The 15,863-nt window shown below is 54.5% G+C and carries 15 protein-coding genes; 7 read left to right on the top strand and 8 right to left on the bottom strand.

Translation table 11 applies throughout. From position 1 onward, the window contains the following. Positions 1 to 48: 48 nt before the first annotated feature. The gene (locus tag VJ369_RS11120) at positions 49 to 702 is read right to left on the bottom strand and encodes a peptidyl-tRNA hydrolase (RefSeq protein WP_324092139.1); all 654 of its coding nucleotides are present in this window, start codon (positions 700 to 702) and stop codon (positions 49 to 51) included. A 207-nt stretch (positions 703 to 909) separates the two neighbouring features. Between VJ369_RS11120 and VJ369_RS11125 the strand changes: the two genes are divergently transcribed. From VJ369_RS11125 to VJ369_RS11135, 3 genes are all read left to right on the top strand, one after another. Continuing rightward, entirely contained in the window at positions 910 to 2,331 is a 1,422-nt protein-coding gene (locus tag VJ369_RS11125; RefSeq protein WP_324092140.1) for an MmgE/PrpD family protein, read from the top strand. Between the two features lie 26 nt (positions 2,332 to 2,357). Next, positions 2,358 to 2,948: a VOC family protein gene (locus VJ369_RS11130; RefSeq protein WP_324092141.1), complete on the top strand. Its 591-nt coding sequence runs from the start codon at positions 2,358 to 2,360 to the stop codon at positions 2,946 to 2,948. Positions 2,949 to 3,031: 83 nt separating this feature from the next. Further along, positions 3,032 to 3,838, top strand: a complete 807-nt coding sequence (locus VJ369_RS11135; protein WP_324092142.1) for an alpha/beta hydrolase — start codon at positions 3,032 to 3,034, stop codon at positions 3,836 to 3,838. A gap of 195 nt (positions 3,839 to 4,033) precedes the next feature. Here VJ369_RS11135 and VJ369_RS11140 read toward each other — a convergent pair whose 3' ends face one another. Continuing rightward, positions 4,034 to 5,284, bottom strand: coding sequence for a hypothetical protein (locus tag VJ369_RS11140; protein ID WP_324092143.1), 1,251 nt, complete (start codon positions 5,282 to 5,284; stop codon positions 4,034 to 4,036). A 78-nt stretch (positions 5,285 to 5,362) separates the two neighbouring features. Continuing rightward, complete coding sequence (locus VJ369_RS11145; RefSeq protein ID WP_324092144.1) at positions 5,363 to 6,337, bottom strand: flavin reductase family protein; 975 nt, start codon at positions 6,335 to 6,337, stop codon at positions 5,363 to 5,365. 276 nt (positions 6,338 to 6,613) lie between these two features. Between VJ369_RS11145 and VJ369_RS11150 the strand changes: the two genes are divergently transcribed. Then, the gene (locus VJ369_RS11150) at positions 6,614 to 7,168 is read left to right on the top strand and encodes a carboxymuconolactone decarboxylase family protein (RefSeq protein WP_324092145.1); all 555 of its coding nucleotides are present in this window, start codon (positions 6,614 to 6,616) and stop codon (positions 7,166 to 7,168) included. Between the two features lie 19 nt (positions 7,169 to 7,187). Here VJ369_RS11150 and VJ369_RS11155 read toward each other — a convergent pair whose 3' ends face one another. Next, positions 7,188 to 8,483 carry a TetR/AcrR family transcriptional regulator gene (locus VJ369_RS11155; RefSeq protein WP_324092146.1) on the bottom strand — a complete coding sequence of 432 codons (1,296 nt, stop codon included), beginning with the start codon at positions 8,481 to 8,483 and terminating at the stop codon, positions 7,188 to 7,190. Positions 8,484 to 8,706: 223 nt separating this feature from the next. Here VJ369_RS11155 and VJ369_RS11160 point away from each other — a divergent pair, with 223 nt between their 5' ends. Beyond that, the gene (locus VJ369_RS11160) at positions 8,707 to 9,504 is read left to right on the top strand and encodes an IclR family transcriptional regulator (RefSeq protein WP_324092147.1); all 798 of its coding nucleotides are present in this window, start codon (positions 8,707 to 8,709) and stop codon (positions 9,502 to 9,504) included. 243 nt (positions 9,505 to 9,747) lie between these two features. Here VJ369_RS11160 and VJ369_RS11165 read toward each other — a convergent pair whose 3' ends face one another. Genes VJ369_RS11165 through VJ369_RS11180 form a run of 4 tightly spaced genes read right to left on the bottom strand, consistent with a single transcriptional unit; the run spans position 9,748 to position 13,227 of the window. After that, entirely contained in the window at positions 9,748 to 10,581 is an 834-nt protein-coding gene (locus tag VJ369_RS11165) for an ABC transporter ATP-binding protein (RefSeq protein ID WP_324092148.1), read from the bottom strand. Positions 10,582 to 10,587: 6 nt separating this feature from the next. Beyond that, positions 10,588 to 11,346 carry an ABC transporter permease gene (locus VJ369_RS11170; RefSeq protein WP_324092149.1) on the bottom strand — a complete coding sequence of 253 codons (759 nt, stop codon included), beginning with the start codon at positions 11,344 to 11,346 and terminating at the stop codon, positions 10,588 to 10,590. Continuing rightward, positions 11,343 to 12,203 (bottom strand): ABC transporter permease, encoded by an 861-nt coding sequence (locus tag VJ369_RS11175; RefSeq protein WP_324092150.1) that lies wholly within the window; start codon positions 12,201 to 12,203, stop codon positions 11,343 to 11,345. The genes VJ369_RS11170 and VJ369_RS11175 overlap by 4 nt, the downstream gene beginning before the upstream one ends. Positions 12,204 to 12,222: 19 nt before the next feature. Beyond that, a complete protein-coding gene (locus VJ369_RS11180; protein WP_324092151.1) occupies positions 12,223 to 13,227 on the bottom strand; it encodes an ABC transporter substrate-binding protein in 1,005 nt (334 codons plus the stop codon). 664 nt (positions 13,228 to 13,891) lie between these two features. Here VJ369_RS11180 and VJ369_RS11185 point away from each other — a divergent pair. Together VJ369_RS11185 and VJ369_RS11190 are read left to right on the top strand one after the other, a co-directional pair. After that, the gene (locus VJ369_RS11185; protein WP_324092152.1) at positions 13,892 to 14,701 is read left to right on the top strand and encodes an HpcH/HpaI aldolase family protein; all 810 of its coding nucleotides are present in this window, start codon (positions 13,892 to 13,894) and stop codon (positions 14,699 to 14,701) included. 352 nt (positions 14,702 to 15,053) lie between these two features. Continuing rightward, a complete protein-coding gene (locus VJ369_RS11190) occupies positions 15,054 to 15,845 on the top strand; it encodes an IclR family transcriptional regulator (protein WP_324092153.1) in 792 nt (263 codons plus the stop codon). Positions 15,846 to 15,863 lie beyond the last annotated feature (18 nt).

Genomic DNA, 15,863 nt, shown 5'->3' on the forward strand with positions numbered 1-15,863 from the left:
ATCAGGCTCACATCTGTGCACCGGGTAGATGCTGAGTTCTAGAATTACTTACTGCTGTGCAAAGAGTACAAAAGCAGTGGTGGATCCCGGCTCAATTTCGGTACGTCCAGCGTCCTGGATCACCGGTCCGGATGCTTGCGCACAAAGCTTGTCGAAATCGGTGCGTGGCAGTTGCTTGACCCCTACAGGGGCATGGGATTTGAGCCAGTTTTCAATGAGTTCTGGCTGCGCTTCGGTCAACCAAGCAAAGAGAGCGTGGGCAGCCTGTGCCGCCGCTTTGCCAGTAGACATCTCCAAGGATTTATTGAGCACAATGTTCACCGGTGCCATCAGCACATCATCACTCTTTGGCAGCTCGGTTCCGGAGACCTGCAGCTTGGCAATCAGCTTTGGCAGCGCGGCCGCGGGAAGTGGCGGCAACCCGACTGCTTGAGCCTTGCCCACCTCGCTGATCATCTGTTCGGGAAAGAGTTCAAGTACTTTTGCGAACATTTTCGGGTTGGCACGGCGGACTGATTTCGCGAATGCTTGGCTCGCCCAGATCTGCCACTGCTCGTTTTGCGGGTCCTGCAGGTAGGCAATCACCGCAGCTCGGGCGACCGCAGAAATCCCCTCATCTTCGGTGGATGGGTCTTCCTTATCAATCCGCAAGATGATGGGCTGCACTAACTCGTCTGGCTGTCTTTCAGTATGCTCACTCACCAATTCATTCTAGGCAGGTGTTGCCTGGCGTGTAGTCACACACGGCATTCTGCGATTTCCAACTACTGGGAAACTGACTTCTCCTACCTATCCAGCAGGCATATTGTGATAGCAATCTCATCCAATGTTTGGTAAGTCTCACACGTCCCGAAATACGAAGCAGTGTGTGGACTAGCACCACTTCCAACGGAAGCAAAAAAGGGAAATATGCCGAAATCAATTATCGACCAACTTGTTGATCATGCGCTCGACACAAGCATTGATAACTTCGATGCCGAGGACATTATGGCCGCAAAGATGCGTCTTATCGATGCCTGGGGCTGCATGGTTTCCGGTGCTGGCGGCGATGGAATCGAAGCAGTATTAAACGTTGTGCGCCCATTAGGTTCCGCACCACAGGCCTCACTGGCTGCCTCCCATGAGAAACTTGCACTGCCTTACGCGGCAATGATCAATTCCCTGCAGACCCGTAACTTCGATTTTGAAGTCTGCGGTCCGGAGCCAGAAGGCTCCAATGCCGGAAAAATGGTGGGGCACGTGGGTTCGAGCACTGAGCCGGTGGCCTTCAACGTCGGCGAATTCATGCACTCCAGTGGCAAAGAATTGCTCGAAGCTGTAGTGATCGGTGGAGACATCGCTGCACGTTTTTCGGTAGGTAACACCTTTAACTTCAACGCTGACTTTGAAGTTTGCGGAACATCCAACGCTTTTGGATCCACCGTGGTGGCAGCACGCCTCCTAGGTTTGGACAAGGATCAATTACGCAACGCGTTTGGAATCCTGCTAAATCTGATGGCAGGTTCTTACCAAAGCCTCTGGGATGGTGTGCCCACCTTCAAGCTTCCTGGCGCAATGGCCGCCTACAACGGCATCTTCGCCGCCCAGCTGTCCAAATCCGGGTTAGTTGGCGTGCGCGATGCAATTGAAAGCCGTTTAGGGTTCTTGCATTTGTATGCACCCGCCCCACAGCCGGATTCGATCGTGGCAGATTTGGGCGAAACCTTCTACGTTCGTGGGCAGCACAAGATGCATCCTTCTTGCTACGGCAACCACAACGCGATTGACTGCGCGATCCAACTGCGCAATGAGCACAACTTCAGCTACGAAGACATCGACGAGGTCTACGTAGATGTGCTGCCAACTCGAATTGATCACTTCCTAAACCAGCATCCCACCGCAGATGATGAACAGCCAAAATTCTTGTTCTCAATTCCTTATAGCGTGGCAACTACCTTGCTGCGCGGACGCCCTGAGCTAGCTCACTACGCGACCCCAGAAATCTATGAGGAGAAGGTTCTGGATCTCACCCACCGGGTAACCCTTCGCCCCGCGCTCCCAGCGGGCAAGACCCACGCTTGTAATGTGGTGGTTCGTTTGAAGGACGGGACCGAAATTTCGGTTTTCCGCGATTCTCCCGTGGGCTGGCTGGATGACCCGGTGACTTATGCAGATGTAGTCGATAAGTTCTGGCGAAACATTAGCTACAACGGCTCGATCCCGCGTGAGCAAGCCGAAAACCTGCTTGCCGCCATTGAAGATTTGGAAAATGTTGCGGATGTCGCCGAGCTGACTAAGCAACTGACATTGAACCCGCAAACGAGCAACGCCACCTCGGCTGCAGCTCTCTAAACTCAACATTTATGAAAGGAACAGTCATGACTGAAACTGCAGTTAAGACCGAATTCAATCCACGCTTGGCTCACCTTGGCATCTTCTGCAAGGACCTCGACGCGATGGTCGAGTTCTACTGCCGCGAATTCGGAATGATCATCTCCGACTCCGGGCTCGGCAAGTCCGGTAAGGCGGCAACCCGCCGTCGTGGCGCCTTCTTGACCGGTGATCCATCCGAGCACCACCAGCTGGCACTGATCGAGGGCCGCGAGCAGAATACCCCTCCAACCACCGCCCAAATCTCCTTCCTGGTTCCTAACCTGAACGAACTGCGAGCCTTCTGGCGCCACGTGGTGACCACCGGCATTCCAGTGCAGGTAGTGAAGAACCACGGCAACGCCTGGAGCATCTACATCGATGATCCCGATGGCAACATGATCGAGGTTTATACCCACTCGGAGTGGTACACACAGCAGCCACTGGGCGAACCGCTGAACCTTGAGGACAGCGAAGAGGAAATCCTGGCACAGACCAACGCTTTGGTGGCGTTGGACCCAGAAGCACGGCCACGCACCGAGTGGATGGCTGAGCAGGCGGCGAAGATCAAGGCAGCTCGCGTTGCCTTGGCCTCGTGACCATCGATCCAACAGGTTTCCGAAGTGTTTGGACGTTCCTAAACAAAACTTCGCACACCCTGGGCTTTGTTGAAGCTCAGGGTGTGCGTACCCGTTTCATCGAGGCTGGTTCCCGTGGAAATCCCACGGTTCTGCTCTTGCACGGAACGGCCGGAAGCCTGGAAAACTTTTGTGCGAACTACGAAAAGCTCGCCGAAAATTATCATGTGATTGGGTTGGATCTGCTGGGCTGCGGCTACACGGACAAGCCTGACTTCCCATATCAGATCTCGGACTACGCGGCACACCTGATTGATTTCATGGATGTCTTGGCGATCTCCCGGGCATCGCTGATCGGCGTTTCCTTAGGCTCTTGGATTGGCGCGTGGACCGCGCTGCACCACCCGGATCGGGTCAGCTCTTTAAGCATGCTGGCCCCGGCGGGCATCGTGGTGAACGCCGAGGAAGAAAAGGCCTTCGGCGCTGACGTACGCAAGCGACGCAGTACCGCTGCCGCGGACCCAACGTGGGAAACCGTGAGCACGGCGATGGGCAGACTCATGCTTGATCAGAAGGATCTGATCGATGATCTCGTGGCCGTCCGTCTGGGCATCTACCAGGAGCCTGAGATGAAGAAGGCCATGCCGCATCTGCTCGCCTTTACCAGCGGTGAGCAGATGCTCACCGCTGAGCAGTGGTCTTCGGTGAACCTTCCGTTGCTTGTTATCGCTTCGGTGGACGCTCCAAACATGTTCTTGGACAACGCCTATAAGATCGCCCAGCTTGCTCCGCAGGCACAGCTGGTTGAGCTCGAGGGCTGTGACCATTGGCCACAGTTTGAGCAGCCTGAGGCATTCCATCAGGTTGCTTTAGACTTCTTAGCGCGTCACAGCATCGCGGTGAATTCTTAGCAAGCTACAAGCGACACAGAAAAGCGCGATGGTTCTCCCGGTGGGGAGAACCATCGCGCTTTTCTGATCACCGGCAAGTGCCGCCACCAACAGATGCGCGTCGGAAACCTCAGGGGTATTCGCGCGCAGAAGAGGCGGAGTAGACATCTGCACTGTCTACGCCGCCTCTTGGATCTTGCGTTGCTGCCCTCAGGTTTAGCGATAGTAAGCTAGCGTGCCGAAGTCAGAGAACGGTGCCGGCGGGATATCGAACATAGCCTTGATGTACTGGCCAGCCGCGAGCTCGCGCCCCGCCGAACCATGATTGCGTGCTGCCATGAGATCACGGAACGTCTGCTGCAGCGGGTTGCTGCTTGCAGAGGCAGCGGCTCCGGCAATCGGCCAGATTTCGGTAAATGCATCATACGAAGTATGGATGCAGTGAGAAGCCTCGTAGCGCACGCGCATACGCTCCACCGGGCTGGCTTCCTTGCCTTCACAAGCCAGATCGAACAGTGCACGCCAGTTCGCGACGTGGCGGTCACGGGCTGCACCGATGCGAGTCAGCCCATCGGCGACCTTCAGGTGCAAGAACGGGTTCGCCGCGATCGGAGCACCGGTGCCCTGACGGGTCAAACGGGTAGCGGACTGCTCCAGGAAGGTTTTGATGCCACCCAGCGCGGTGCCGATGACCGTATTAGTTGGGGTCGAGTTGAACACGCCGAGGAACGACATCCAGTACAGTGGTACGTCGTTGACTTCCCAGCCTTTATTCTCACCCTTGTAAGTGTCGATGAAGCGGTGCACGCGGTGCTCCGGAACAAACTTGTCCACCACGGTCACAGACTTTGAGCCGGTACCTTTGAGACCTTGCACGTCCCAGCTGGAATGGTCGATGGTGACATCTTCGATAGGCACAACCATAGCTTTGTCACCACCACCGAGAATCACCCAGCTGGCATGATCCACACCGCTGGAAAAGGTCCAGGTACCGTTGATCTGCAGCCCACCGTCGACCTCTTGAACCTTACCGATTGGCGCGTAGGAGCTCGACGCACGGGTATCCGGGCCAGTAGCCCAGAACTCATCCTGCATCTTCTCGCTCATCAAAGCGATCTCAAAAGCATGGACGTTCAGCTGGCCGGCGATCCAAGCCGCCGAGCTGTCAGCTTCGCCGATCTTCATGACGCCCTCGAAGAAGGACGCCGGATCCATTTCCAATCCGCCGTAGCGCAATGGGGTGAACGAACGGAACAGCCCGGTGCTGATCATGTCCTGTACGGTGGCGTCCGAGACACGTCCATCTCGTTCTGACTGGTCACTTCGCGAGGCGATCGAATCAAGCACTGAATCGATCTTTTCCAGGTACTTTTGTCCTTCGGACAGTGCACGTTCGCGGTATGCGGACCAGTCCCGCGCGCGGGCTGGTGATTCGACGGTGGTGATGGTGTTCAGGGTTTCAGCCAAGGCTGTTCAGCTCCTCAAGGGAACACGCGTGTGGCGTGCATGATGTGTTGTTAGTGTGGTGCGGCGCTGCGGCCGAGATTAGTTGACGAGGATCTGGTTCAGTACGCGGCGGGCAGCTTCGAGGTCCGCTTCGCTGACCCCTTCAAGGCGCTTAGCGTTAAACTCAATGGCCGATTCAAGCAGGCGTGCACGAATCTTGATGCCTTCTGCAGAGAGCGCATAGACACCTTCAGAAGCCTCGGCAATCCAGCCGCGCTGCAGGAAGTCTCGTAAGGTATCTTCCACGGTGTTCTCATGCATCAGGCCTTCGTCCGAAATGCCATCGATGGTGCCGATACCTGCATCAAGTAGGTTGATCACCCGGGCACCGGTGCCGTCCAGGCCCAGACGCTCACGGTAGCTGTTGAACATATTCGACATGCGCTGCTCTGCGTTGCGTAGTAGAGAGACAAATAATGGCGAGTTCGAGCTGTCTCCGCTGACAGCGGTAGACAGTGGAGCCGCGGTGGTTAACTGCAACCTTGGGTGCTCACGCGATACCCGATACTGCCCCTGCGCGAAGACCAACGGCATGCCGGCTAGCCGCGCGTAGCGTTTGACCTTACCGATCAGGATCAGGTGATCACCGGCTTCAACGGTCGAATCGATTTCGCACTCTAAATGCGCGATCGCGTTGTCAAGCAACGGATCACCCAAGATGCCTTCATGCCATGGCACCTGCTCAAATTGACCCTCCTGGGGGCGGCCAAAGAGTGCGGAAGTTTCGACCTGATCACTGGCAAGAATGTTCACAGCGAAGTGGCCGCCGTTGGCGAAGTTGTCCCGGTTACGCGATTCGTTCCGAATAGACCAAGAGATCAACGCAGGTTCAAGGGAGACGGCAGCGAAGGAGTTCACCGCCATGCCGATGTTTACGCCCTCGTGATTCATCGTGATCACGCTTACGCCGGTGGCAAATTGCCCCAGTGCGCGGCGGAATGCGCGGCTGTCTTCCAGCGGATCGCCATGCTCTTCGATCTGTAGCGATGGGGGTGTCTCGTTAGTTGTGCTCATGTCTTGTTCCTTCGATTCTGTCGGTTCGTACCGCCAAAAGCGTGCTGTACTCTCACCAGTTTGCTCGGGCCGTGGGTTGGGACGACAAGTCTTGTTGCCTCCCAGTATGCTTCGCGACCCGAAAGGTGTGGGAGGGGGCGTTCCAGATGCTGGAAACTTATGTTGGTGTCCGCGAAATTTTTCATTTCGCGGAAGACATACTGTGCGGATGTGCCGGCAAGCTCTACCGTGTTTTTAATGGCTCAACGCCAATATCATTTCTCGAAAGGACTACTCATGGCTCGGATCCCTTATGCCACACCGGAAACGATGAGCACAGAAACACGTGCAGTATTGGCCGGCCGCAGGCAAATCAATATCTTCAGGATGCTCGCCAACTCAGAAAATGTGGGACCGGGAGTTCTAGCACTAGGTCGCAAGATGAGCATCGAGAGCTCTCTACCGCCGGCCGAACGCGAGGTGGTCATCTTGCGCGTGGCCCAGCTGAGCAATTGCTCGTTCATGAAGCATGAGCATACCGCGGTATCCCGGCGTCATAAGCTCAATGATTCATGGATCGATGCGGTGGCGCAATATCCTGCCGAATCCACTGTGACGGTACTTAGCGACTTTGAGCAGTTGCTGGTGCGTTTCGTTGATGACGTAGTAATAAATTCCAACGCCAGCGATGAACTCTTTGCGGCGATGTCCGAGCACTACGATAATTCGGTGTTGGTGGAGTTGGTGCTGCTTATCGGTTTTTACATGATGATAGGCCGGGCCATGAACACCTTTGATATTGAACTCCACGACGGTCCGGTAGATGTTTTCCCTGAGTCATGGGCCCACTGATACTACGGCGCGCTGACGCCTACCGAGGTAATTCTTCTCGGTAGGCGTGGCCGGCTACCTTTTCCAACATCACGCTGAGGACCTGAGTCAAACCTTCGACATCGTAGACATAATCGAAGGACACTCCCAGTAGTAGACCTTCCCAGAGTGTATGCAGCAGCCAACGAAGCGCATCGACGGTGAGTTCTTCGTGTTCCCCGTCATTGGCAAGATGCTCCTGAAGCTCGGTGCCCATTCGCTCAAGTCTCAGTTCCAGGCCATGCATAATGGTGGAGCTGGCGAGTACCAGAGGTACACGTCTTTGCAGTTTGAGTAATAGTCCGGCAACTGTAGCGCTCCGGTCTTCCATAGCCAGCTTGATACTCGTTGCCCCGCAGAATGCGAAGCTTGAAAGTCCAGGCGTTACCCCGGATTCCTTGGGCAAATTCATGTCGGCCAGTCGCAAGAAGGGTTCGGACACGGCTGCGGAGATGAGATGGTCTTTGTCCTTGTAACGCCAGTAGACCGAGCTTCGTTGCATGCCAGAGCGTTCACATATTCGAGCTAACGTCGCACCGTTGTAACCTTTTTCGGCCACCAGCGTCCGGACGACGTTCAATAAGTCAGGGGTTTCTTCACCGGCCACGGGCTGTGAATGCAACTCCCGCTTTGGAGCGCTTGAGTCTACGATACTCAGGCGCCCCTCATTCGAGGCCAGCATTCTGAATGCAGCACCCAGCGCAACCGCCACATATTCACCGCGCTGGTGTTGTGCCAGCACACCAGGTGGAGCCTCGACATCGCTCATGTAGTGACCGTCAAGCAGGGCGATAGTCAGCGCTGTCATGTTTTCCCCAAAAACTTCAGGGTCTAGTACATTGCCTTGATGCTGTACCGCGCGTTGCCACCAGTCACTGATTCCGCTACGTATCTTCTGTCGACGGGTAGCAAAAGGGACGCGGGCGGCAGAACCGTCTGAACTGCCTTCCAACGCCACCATCAAACCTAAGCGGACCGGATCTTCGGTGGCGCGCGCAATGAATGATGGACTCAGAATCGGAGTGAGCTGATCTTCGACACTTAGCGCCGGGTCAAATTCTGGCCACAACCGCAAACCAGTTAGATCGGCCTGATAAGTACTTTCCAGGGCCGCGGCGACAAGCTCATCTTTGGTTGAAAAGAGCCAATAAATGGAGCTGGCGGGTTTTCCTGTGGCCTTGGTTATTTGGTTTATGGTCGTACCGTCAAATCCATTTTTACCTACCAGTTTTACCGTTTCCTGCAGAATCGATCGCAGCGTTTCCTCACCTCGAGCATTTCTACGGCTACCGTTCATGGTCCTGGTCTCCAAAGATTCGTTGAAAGATTCTATTGATCTTGTAAATGCGTAAGCCTACAAACATTTTTCATAACTGCGCATTTGTTAAGCAGGTCACATTCATCTCTTGCTCAACCCTAGACCAATCACTACACTTTCTATACCGGACACTACAAAACTTACGACTCGAACCCACTCTGCGCGAGATTTTCGCCATTCAAAGATGACAGGAGTGCAGCTAATGTCAACTGCAGTGATACATGAGGATTCCAAGGAATCCGGTACAGCTTCAGCGGTCCGAGCCCTCCAGCTACTCAATGTTTTCAGTGGCGAAGAGCCTTCGTTGGGCGTCAGCGAGATTTCGCGTCGCGCCGGCATTCCGACGTCAACCGCCCACAGGCTGCTCTCCCACTTAGTCAAAGGCGAACTGCTCACGAAGGACGGTTCGAATTATCGATTATCACTGAACTTGTACCAGCTAGGTAACCAGGCTATGCACGGGCAGGTTCAAGGGTTACGTGAAGCCGCTGCACCGTACCTTGGGGAACTTTTCGGTCGCACAGGCTTAACGGCAAACCTCGCATTCTTGCAGGGGCCAGAGATCGTAATGATCGACAAGGTCGTTGGCCTCCGCGGCTACCGTTCACCGTCAATTGTTGGTGGCCGCTACCCGACAGCGTGTACCGCATTAGGCAAAGCCATGCTTGCATTTGAGCCGCAAGAGTCGATTCAGAATGTCTTAACCTTCGGCATTCCACGCCGCACACGCCACTCCATCAGTTCGATACCTGAGATGCTCGGTCAGCTTGCGCAGACACGAACCACGCGCCTTGCATATGACCGAGAAGAAGCATCTTTGGGGCAATTCTGTGTCGCGTCACCCATCGTCGTAAATGAGCGGGCAGTCGCCGCGATCAGCCTCTCGGGCAGGGTCAATTCCTACGATGTAGCTGCCACTGGCGCCCTCTTGGTTCAGTCCGCCAACCAGCTGGCTGCCAAACTTAACGCTCGCCGCAATCCGCGACGAGTTAGTCTGTAACCGCCAAGCAGCTTGAACCTCTACCGGCGCACTTGCTGGAACAGCTGATTGCGTCGATATTACGTGCCGTCTAAGGCGCAACAATCCACGTGGTCGCTCTCGGAAACCAAAGCAGGAAAACTACCGAACTATCGTAGACAGCAGTATGCGCCGGTACGAATCATTTGATTCGTACCGGCGCATACTGCTGATTTATGCAAAGCCAGCTGGATCTGCCGGGCAGTTGCCGATCACGTCGCTCTATTAGGAAACTTTGATCGTGTTCGAACGAATTTGCTGATATACCTGCGTGCGAATTTCCGCGAACCGCTGCGTGGACTTGGTTGTGATTTGATCTCGTTCTTCCCCGAGATTGGTTTCCACCAAATCAACTACACCCGTAGGACTCCCGCCCAAGACCAACACTCTATCTGAGAGGTAGACTGCCTCATCGATATCGTGGGTCACCAGCAGTACGGTAATTCCCAGGTGGCGTTTCACCTTGAGCGTTAGGTCTTCCAACTCTGCACGGGTCTGCGCGTCTACCGATGCAAAAGGTTCATCCATCAGCACGATAGCCGGTTCGTAGGCCAGCGCACGGGCAATGGCTACTCGTTGCTGCATTCCTCCGGACAGCTGCCAAGGATACTTTCCAACATGGTTTTTCAGACCGACTTCTTCCAGCGCAGACATCGCCTTCGCTTTACGCTCAGATTTCGATTTGATCTTGTTACGCAAAGGCAGCATGACGTTGTCCAAGACGCTCATCCACGGCATCAGTGAACGCGAATAGTCCTGAAAAACAATCGCCATTTCCTCCGGCGGTTCGTTGATCACCTTGTCCCGTAAGCGCACTTCACCAGCGCTCGGAGCAGAGAGTCCGGAGAGACACTGTAGCAGTGTAGTTTTACCTGCGCCCGAGGGACCGACAATGCACATGAATTCGCCGGCGCGTACGCTGACATTCAGATTTCGCAGTACCTCGTTGGTGCCGTAGGACTTGCCCAGCCCATCAATCGTGAGAAGATCTTCGCCAACAACTTGGAGGATCGGTTCGTTCAGTTGTTCCATGGTCTTACCGCTTTCTTGATTTTCCATCAGACGTTAGCCGTTTCGCTTGTGATGCCAGCTAAGAGCAGCACCTTCAACTCCGCGGAAGGCGAAGTTCAACAGATATCCAAGAATCCCCAAGACGATGATGCCGGACCACATATTCAATATGTTGAAAGTTCGTTGAGAATCAAGAATGTAGTAGCCCAGCCCATTAGCAGAACCAATCATTTCGGTTACCACCATGACCACCGCAGCAATGGCGATTGAGATGCGAGCTCCTGCAAATATCTGAGGAGCTGCATTTGGCAGGTAGATAAACCGAATCCTGTCCTTGAGATTGAAACGATACGTCTCAGCTACACGTAGCAAGATCGGTTCGACTGAGCGGACTCCGTCAATAGCATTGAGCAGGATTGGCCACATCGAGGCCAAAGCGATCATGAAGATTTTCATGTTGTCTCCCAAACCAAGGAAGATAATCGCGATGGGTAGCAACGCAACACCAGGTGTCGCGCGTAGAAATTCCAGAATTGGTCTGATCGATTCTTCAAACTTGGGCAGCATCCCCAAAATCACGCCACCGCCAACACCAACCACGACCGCGAAGAACAGCCCGGCAAGGATCCTCCATAGGCTCGGCAACAGGTTTTCTACGATTCCGTCAAAGAACCAGACATCCCAGGTTCTCTGCAGGATCTCTGCCAGTGGAGGGAAATAGATCGAGACGCTATTCGTGGAAAGAATTAGCCATAGTGCAACCAGAATAATCGGAAGCCAAATTTCCCATAAAACGAGTTTTGCGCGCTTCATGCTTTTTTCTCTCCTCGGATAATTGGATGCCACCACAGCGCTTTACGCTGGAAAAGCACCACAAGCGAGTTGATCGACAATCCTAAAACGCCGGCCGTAATGGTGTAAGCGAAAACTTCAGGTCTACGGAAAGCCTGTTCCATCGCCGAGAGTTCAGCTCCCAAACCTGGGGCGCCACCGATATATTCGGCAGCTACCGTCATCAGCAGCGCCATAGTTGCGGAGAGCCGAAGGCCCGTGGAGATAAACAGTGAAATGCTGGGTATCCAAAGGAATCTAATACGGTCTTTAGTTGATAGCCGAAACACCCGAACTACCCACTTGTGCAATGGTTCAATCTGTTTGACCGCGTACATCGCCTGGATGAGCAGTGGCCACACCGCTGAGAGGACTATCATCGTGATTTCCATCCGAATAGTCGTCCCGTAGAGAAGCAGAACCAATGGAAGTAGCGCAATTGTCGGGATAGTACGGAAGAAATCAATGATCCAACTGGTGCTTCGGGTCGCAGATAATGACGCTCCAATTAGCAGTCCCAGCGGAATGCCGATGGCCGCACAGACGGCCAAGCCCAATGCCCAAACAGAGATTGTTTTCCCAAGAGCAGACCAATAAGCGGCAGTTTGCCACAGATCAGATAGAGCGCTCAAGACCCGCAGTGGAGTAGGGAGCGTTTCCGGCTGCACCAGCGGACTGATTGCAACCAGATGCCAAACGAGTAATGCGGCGGCGATAGCGCCGACCTTGTAGTACCAAGCGGCTCCGCCTTTTTCGGCGGAGCGCTCCTTGGCAACTCTCGCTTTCTCTCTGGCATTTGGAGCATCATCTTTGCTCCGGCTTCGAGAATCGATTGTCATAATGTTCATTTCCCTCAAATTAGCCGAGGTCGGCAATTAGCTCTGATGGCTCTGGAACTTCAGTCAAAACTTCATATCGCAGCGCCAGATCAGAAACCTTCTTCAGGTTCTCCGTGGTCACAGGCTTATCGCCGAGTGTCTGCACGAATGCGTTATCCAGCTGGTCCTTGGTGAAGTTCAGTTCCGAGACAGCCATCTCGACTGCGTAGTCACGATCGGCATTAATTTTTGTAGCAACGCCTTGTACGGTCTCAGCGAATGTGCGGATAGTATCCGGATTGGAAGCGATGAATTCGTCGGTTGCCATGAAGACTGAGGTTGGTGCCCCCTCATTGCCTGGGGCATCGGTATTCATGACGTGCTTAACTTTTCCTCCGGAAATAGCAATGGATGCCAGAGGTTCATTGGGCGTTGAAGCATCTACTTCACCTTGGATTACCAGGTCGGCTGCTTGAGCTGGAGGAACTTCCACGAAGTCCACCTTGGAGGAATCAGCACCAGCGTCATCTATAGCAGCGCGAATGTTCATCCAGGTTTGTGTCTTCAGCGCGGGGACACCTACCTTCTTGCCTTCCAGATCTGCGGCTCCGTTGATCTCCTTGTCGCCAGCCTTTGCAATCACGCTAGCGGCCGACATTTTTCCGGCCTCACCGTTGGTGGACTGCACACCTGCTGGTGCAACAATCTTCACTGGTAGGCCTTGCGTGCGAGCCTGCATAGCTGTAATCACATCAACCATGGCGATTTGAGTGCCCCCATTGAGCAATTGTGGAATCGCTTCATTGGCAGATTTGTTTGGCACCGCAGTGACTTTTAGTCCCGCGGTTTCAAACGAACCGTCAGCTACACCACCGTAAACGGCCATGCCGGACAAACTTGGCGCGGCACCTACGGTTAGTTCGGTAACCTGTTCGCCCTCGTTGGAAGAAGGATCGGCACCACCACAAGCGGTGGCCATAAGCCCCACGGCTGCGAGGCAGGCGACGGCACGGAACTTGTTGTTGATTGGGGAAAGGAGTCGCATCTGGCTTTGCCTTTCTAAGCAAGTGTCGAGCCGCAGGTTGGTTTACCGAAAATGGTCCGGGGTTACTGACCCGGTTTTGTAGCGGCTATTCCAGTGAGTGTAGCGAGTCACATATGACGCCTACCACGCCCCTTTCCGGATGATGAAAAGATTAGAGGGCTGGTTAGTCTCCATCCCTGCTGACCTGACGTTATGACGATGGCCAAGCATTGACGCCACGAAGTACATTCACGAATCGGCAGGAGTTATCGATGATTCTCCACCGTTATGACGCCGTCCGGCAGCTCTGAAATGTTTGCATTGCTTACCTGCTAACCGGCCAACTTGTTTGACATTGCCCGCGCCAGGAGAAAATTCCTCGCCATAGGCAGCTACCCCCGGGCTGAAATACTCTTGGCTTCCTTAAGGCATCGCAACAACTTGCGCTTCGTACCGCCACTGTTCGCAGAAGCCGATGAAGATCTTTGGCGCCTGAATAACTGCCGAGACCCTAAGTATTGGCGAATTGGTGTGTATTTTCCGGATGTCGAGAAGCACTAATCCCGAACACGCCTACTCTCGCTATTGTTCAAAATGCGACGGATCGTCCAAGACCTTCCATTGTGCCCTTAGGAGCGAAGTCTTCGTTTTCCTCCGCCACTAGAGAACATAGAAGGACCATCACATGAATGTCATTGCCCACCGTTCAGCAACTTTCAAAGAAGTGATTTCGCAGCATAACCGTCCATGTGTGGGGATATTTTTATGTTCCGGAGATGAAACTGTGGCCGAAATTTGTGCCGGTGCCGGCCTGGATTTCTTGCTAATCGACGCCGAGCACGGTGCCATGGGGCTCGAAACCGTGCAGCGTCAGCTGCGCACGATCGCCGCGTATCCGACGGTTCCAATCGTCCGGGTGGCACAAAACGACGCGACAGTTATTAAGCAATATCTGGATGCCGGCGCACAGTCACTCATCGTTCCGATGGTCAATGATCGCGCCCAGGCAGAGGCTGCGGTGTCTGCGGTGCGCTATCCCCCTTTGGGGATCCGTGGCATCGGCGCCTCCCTGAGTAGGTCTGCGCGTTGGAACAGGGTGGGTGAATACCTGCAGAATGCTGATTCCCTCATCACTCTCGTAGTGCAGATAGAGACCGAGACAGCCGTGGGAAACGCTGCCGAGATTGCCGGTACCGACGGGGTGGCCGGTGTCTTTATTGGACCGGCTGACCTCTCTGCGTCAATGGGGCTGCTCGGCCAGCAGGATCATCCACGAGTGGTTGAAGCGGTGCTGTCTGCCATCAAGGCGTGCAAAGAAGCAGGGAAGTTTGTCGGCGTGAACGCATTCGCGGAACAGATGGCTCAGAAGTACCTGGCAGCCGGCGCGGATTTTGTAAATGTCGCGGCCGACGTTTCCATCCTTGCTCGTCATACCGAGGCGCTAGCTGCAAAGTACATTAGCGCCACTGCCACGGCACCAGCTGCGTCCTACTAAGATCCGAACTAGTTTCCTGCTTCCTCCTACCTAAGGTCAAGGAAAAGCCAGCGCACCTGCTGGGTTAGAACTAGGTACCGTTCAATAGTGTTGCAACTAAGAGTCGATCATTTGAGACCAATGCAAAGTTTGGAGTCCATGGCACTTCAGATCCCCCGTGCTCTCAACATCACACACTGCATCTGGAGAAAGGAACAAACAGCACAAGTTCGGAGTCCATGCCACAAAGCTCATGCTACGAAGTAGTCTTCGTATTTTGACTTCACTGTGTCAGGGGGCGACGATTAGGGTGCCCACTTCAACAGCGCTCGTCCGCGTTTGGAACTTGCCCGCCATCTTTAGGAGAGACAAAATGACTTCTCAGGATTCGGGGGCGAAGGACACTCGCACTGCTGTTGACAAGGCCATGTCCCTGCTCCGTGCTTTTGGCGAAGAAGCGGCAACCGGTGTTGGGGTCAGCGAGCTGGCTCGCCGTGCCGAACTATCCAAATCAACTGCTTTCCGGCTCCTGGCATCTTTACAGTCCAACGGTGCAGTAGACCGCGCTGGGAACGCCTACCGGCTGGGAAAACTTATCCAGGATCTGGGTACAACCCAAGAATCCGACCTGCATGCTCGGCTACGCGACGCGTTGACTCCGTTCATGGTGAACCTCTATGAAACCACCCGGCAGACGGTGCATCTGGGTGTCCTGCAGGGTACAGATGTCGTTTACCTCAATAAGCTCTACGGGCAGTTGGCTGTACGCAGCCCGTCGCGAATAGGCGGGAGGCTTCCGTCCTATTGCACAGCGGTTGGCAAAGTTCTTCTGGCTTACAACCCGGATGTCGCCGCTGCGGTAATGGCCAAGGAAATGTACTCCTGGACGGAAAATACCATCACGTCCGCTGACCGGCTTTCCGCCGAACTGAGCACAATACACAAAGAACACGTGGGTTATGACCGCGATGAAATCCTCATTGGGTTGAATTGCGTAGCGGCACCGGTCTTTAACGGGACTGGCCAGGCAGTCGCGGCTTTGTCCATCTCCGGTCCCACCGGACGCTTCGACCCACAGAGCCAAACAGCAGTTTTGCGCAAGGTCACCTTCGAAGCTTCAAGAGCCGCCGCCGCGGTCACCGCCGCAATCCAACGCGCGCAGTAACTCACCCTGGCTGGCACT

The sequence above is a fragment of the Glutamicibacter sp. genome, assembly GCF_035257265.1.
Taxonomy (GTDB): Bacteria; Actinomycetota; Actinomycetes; order Actinomycetales; family Micrococcaceae; genus Glutamicibacter.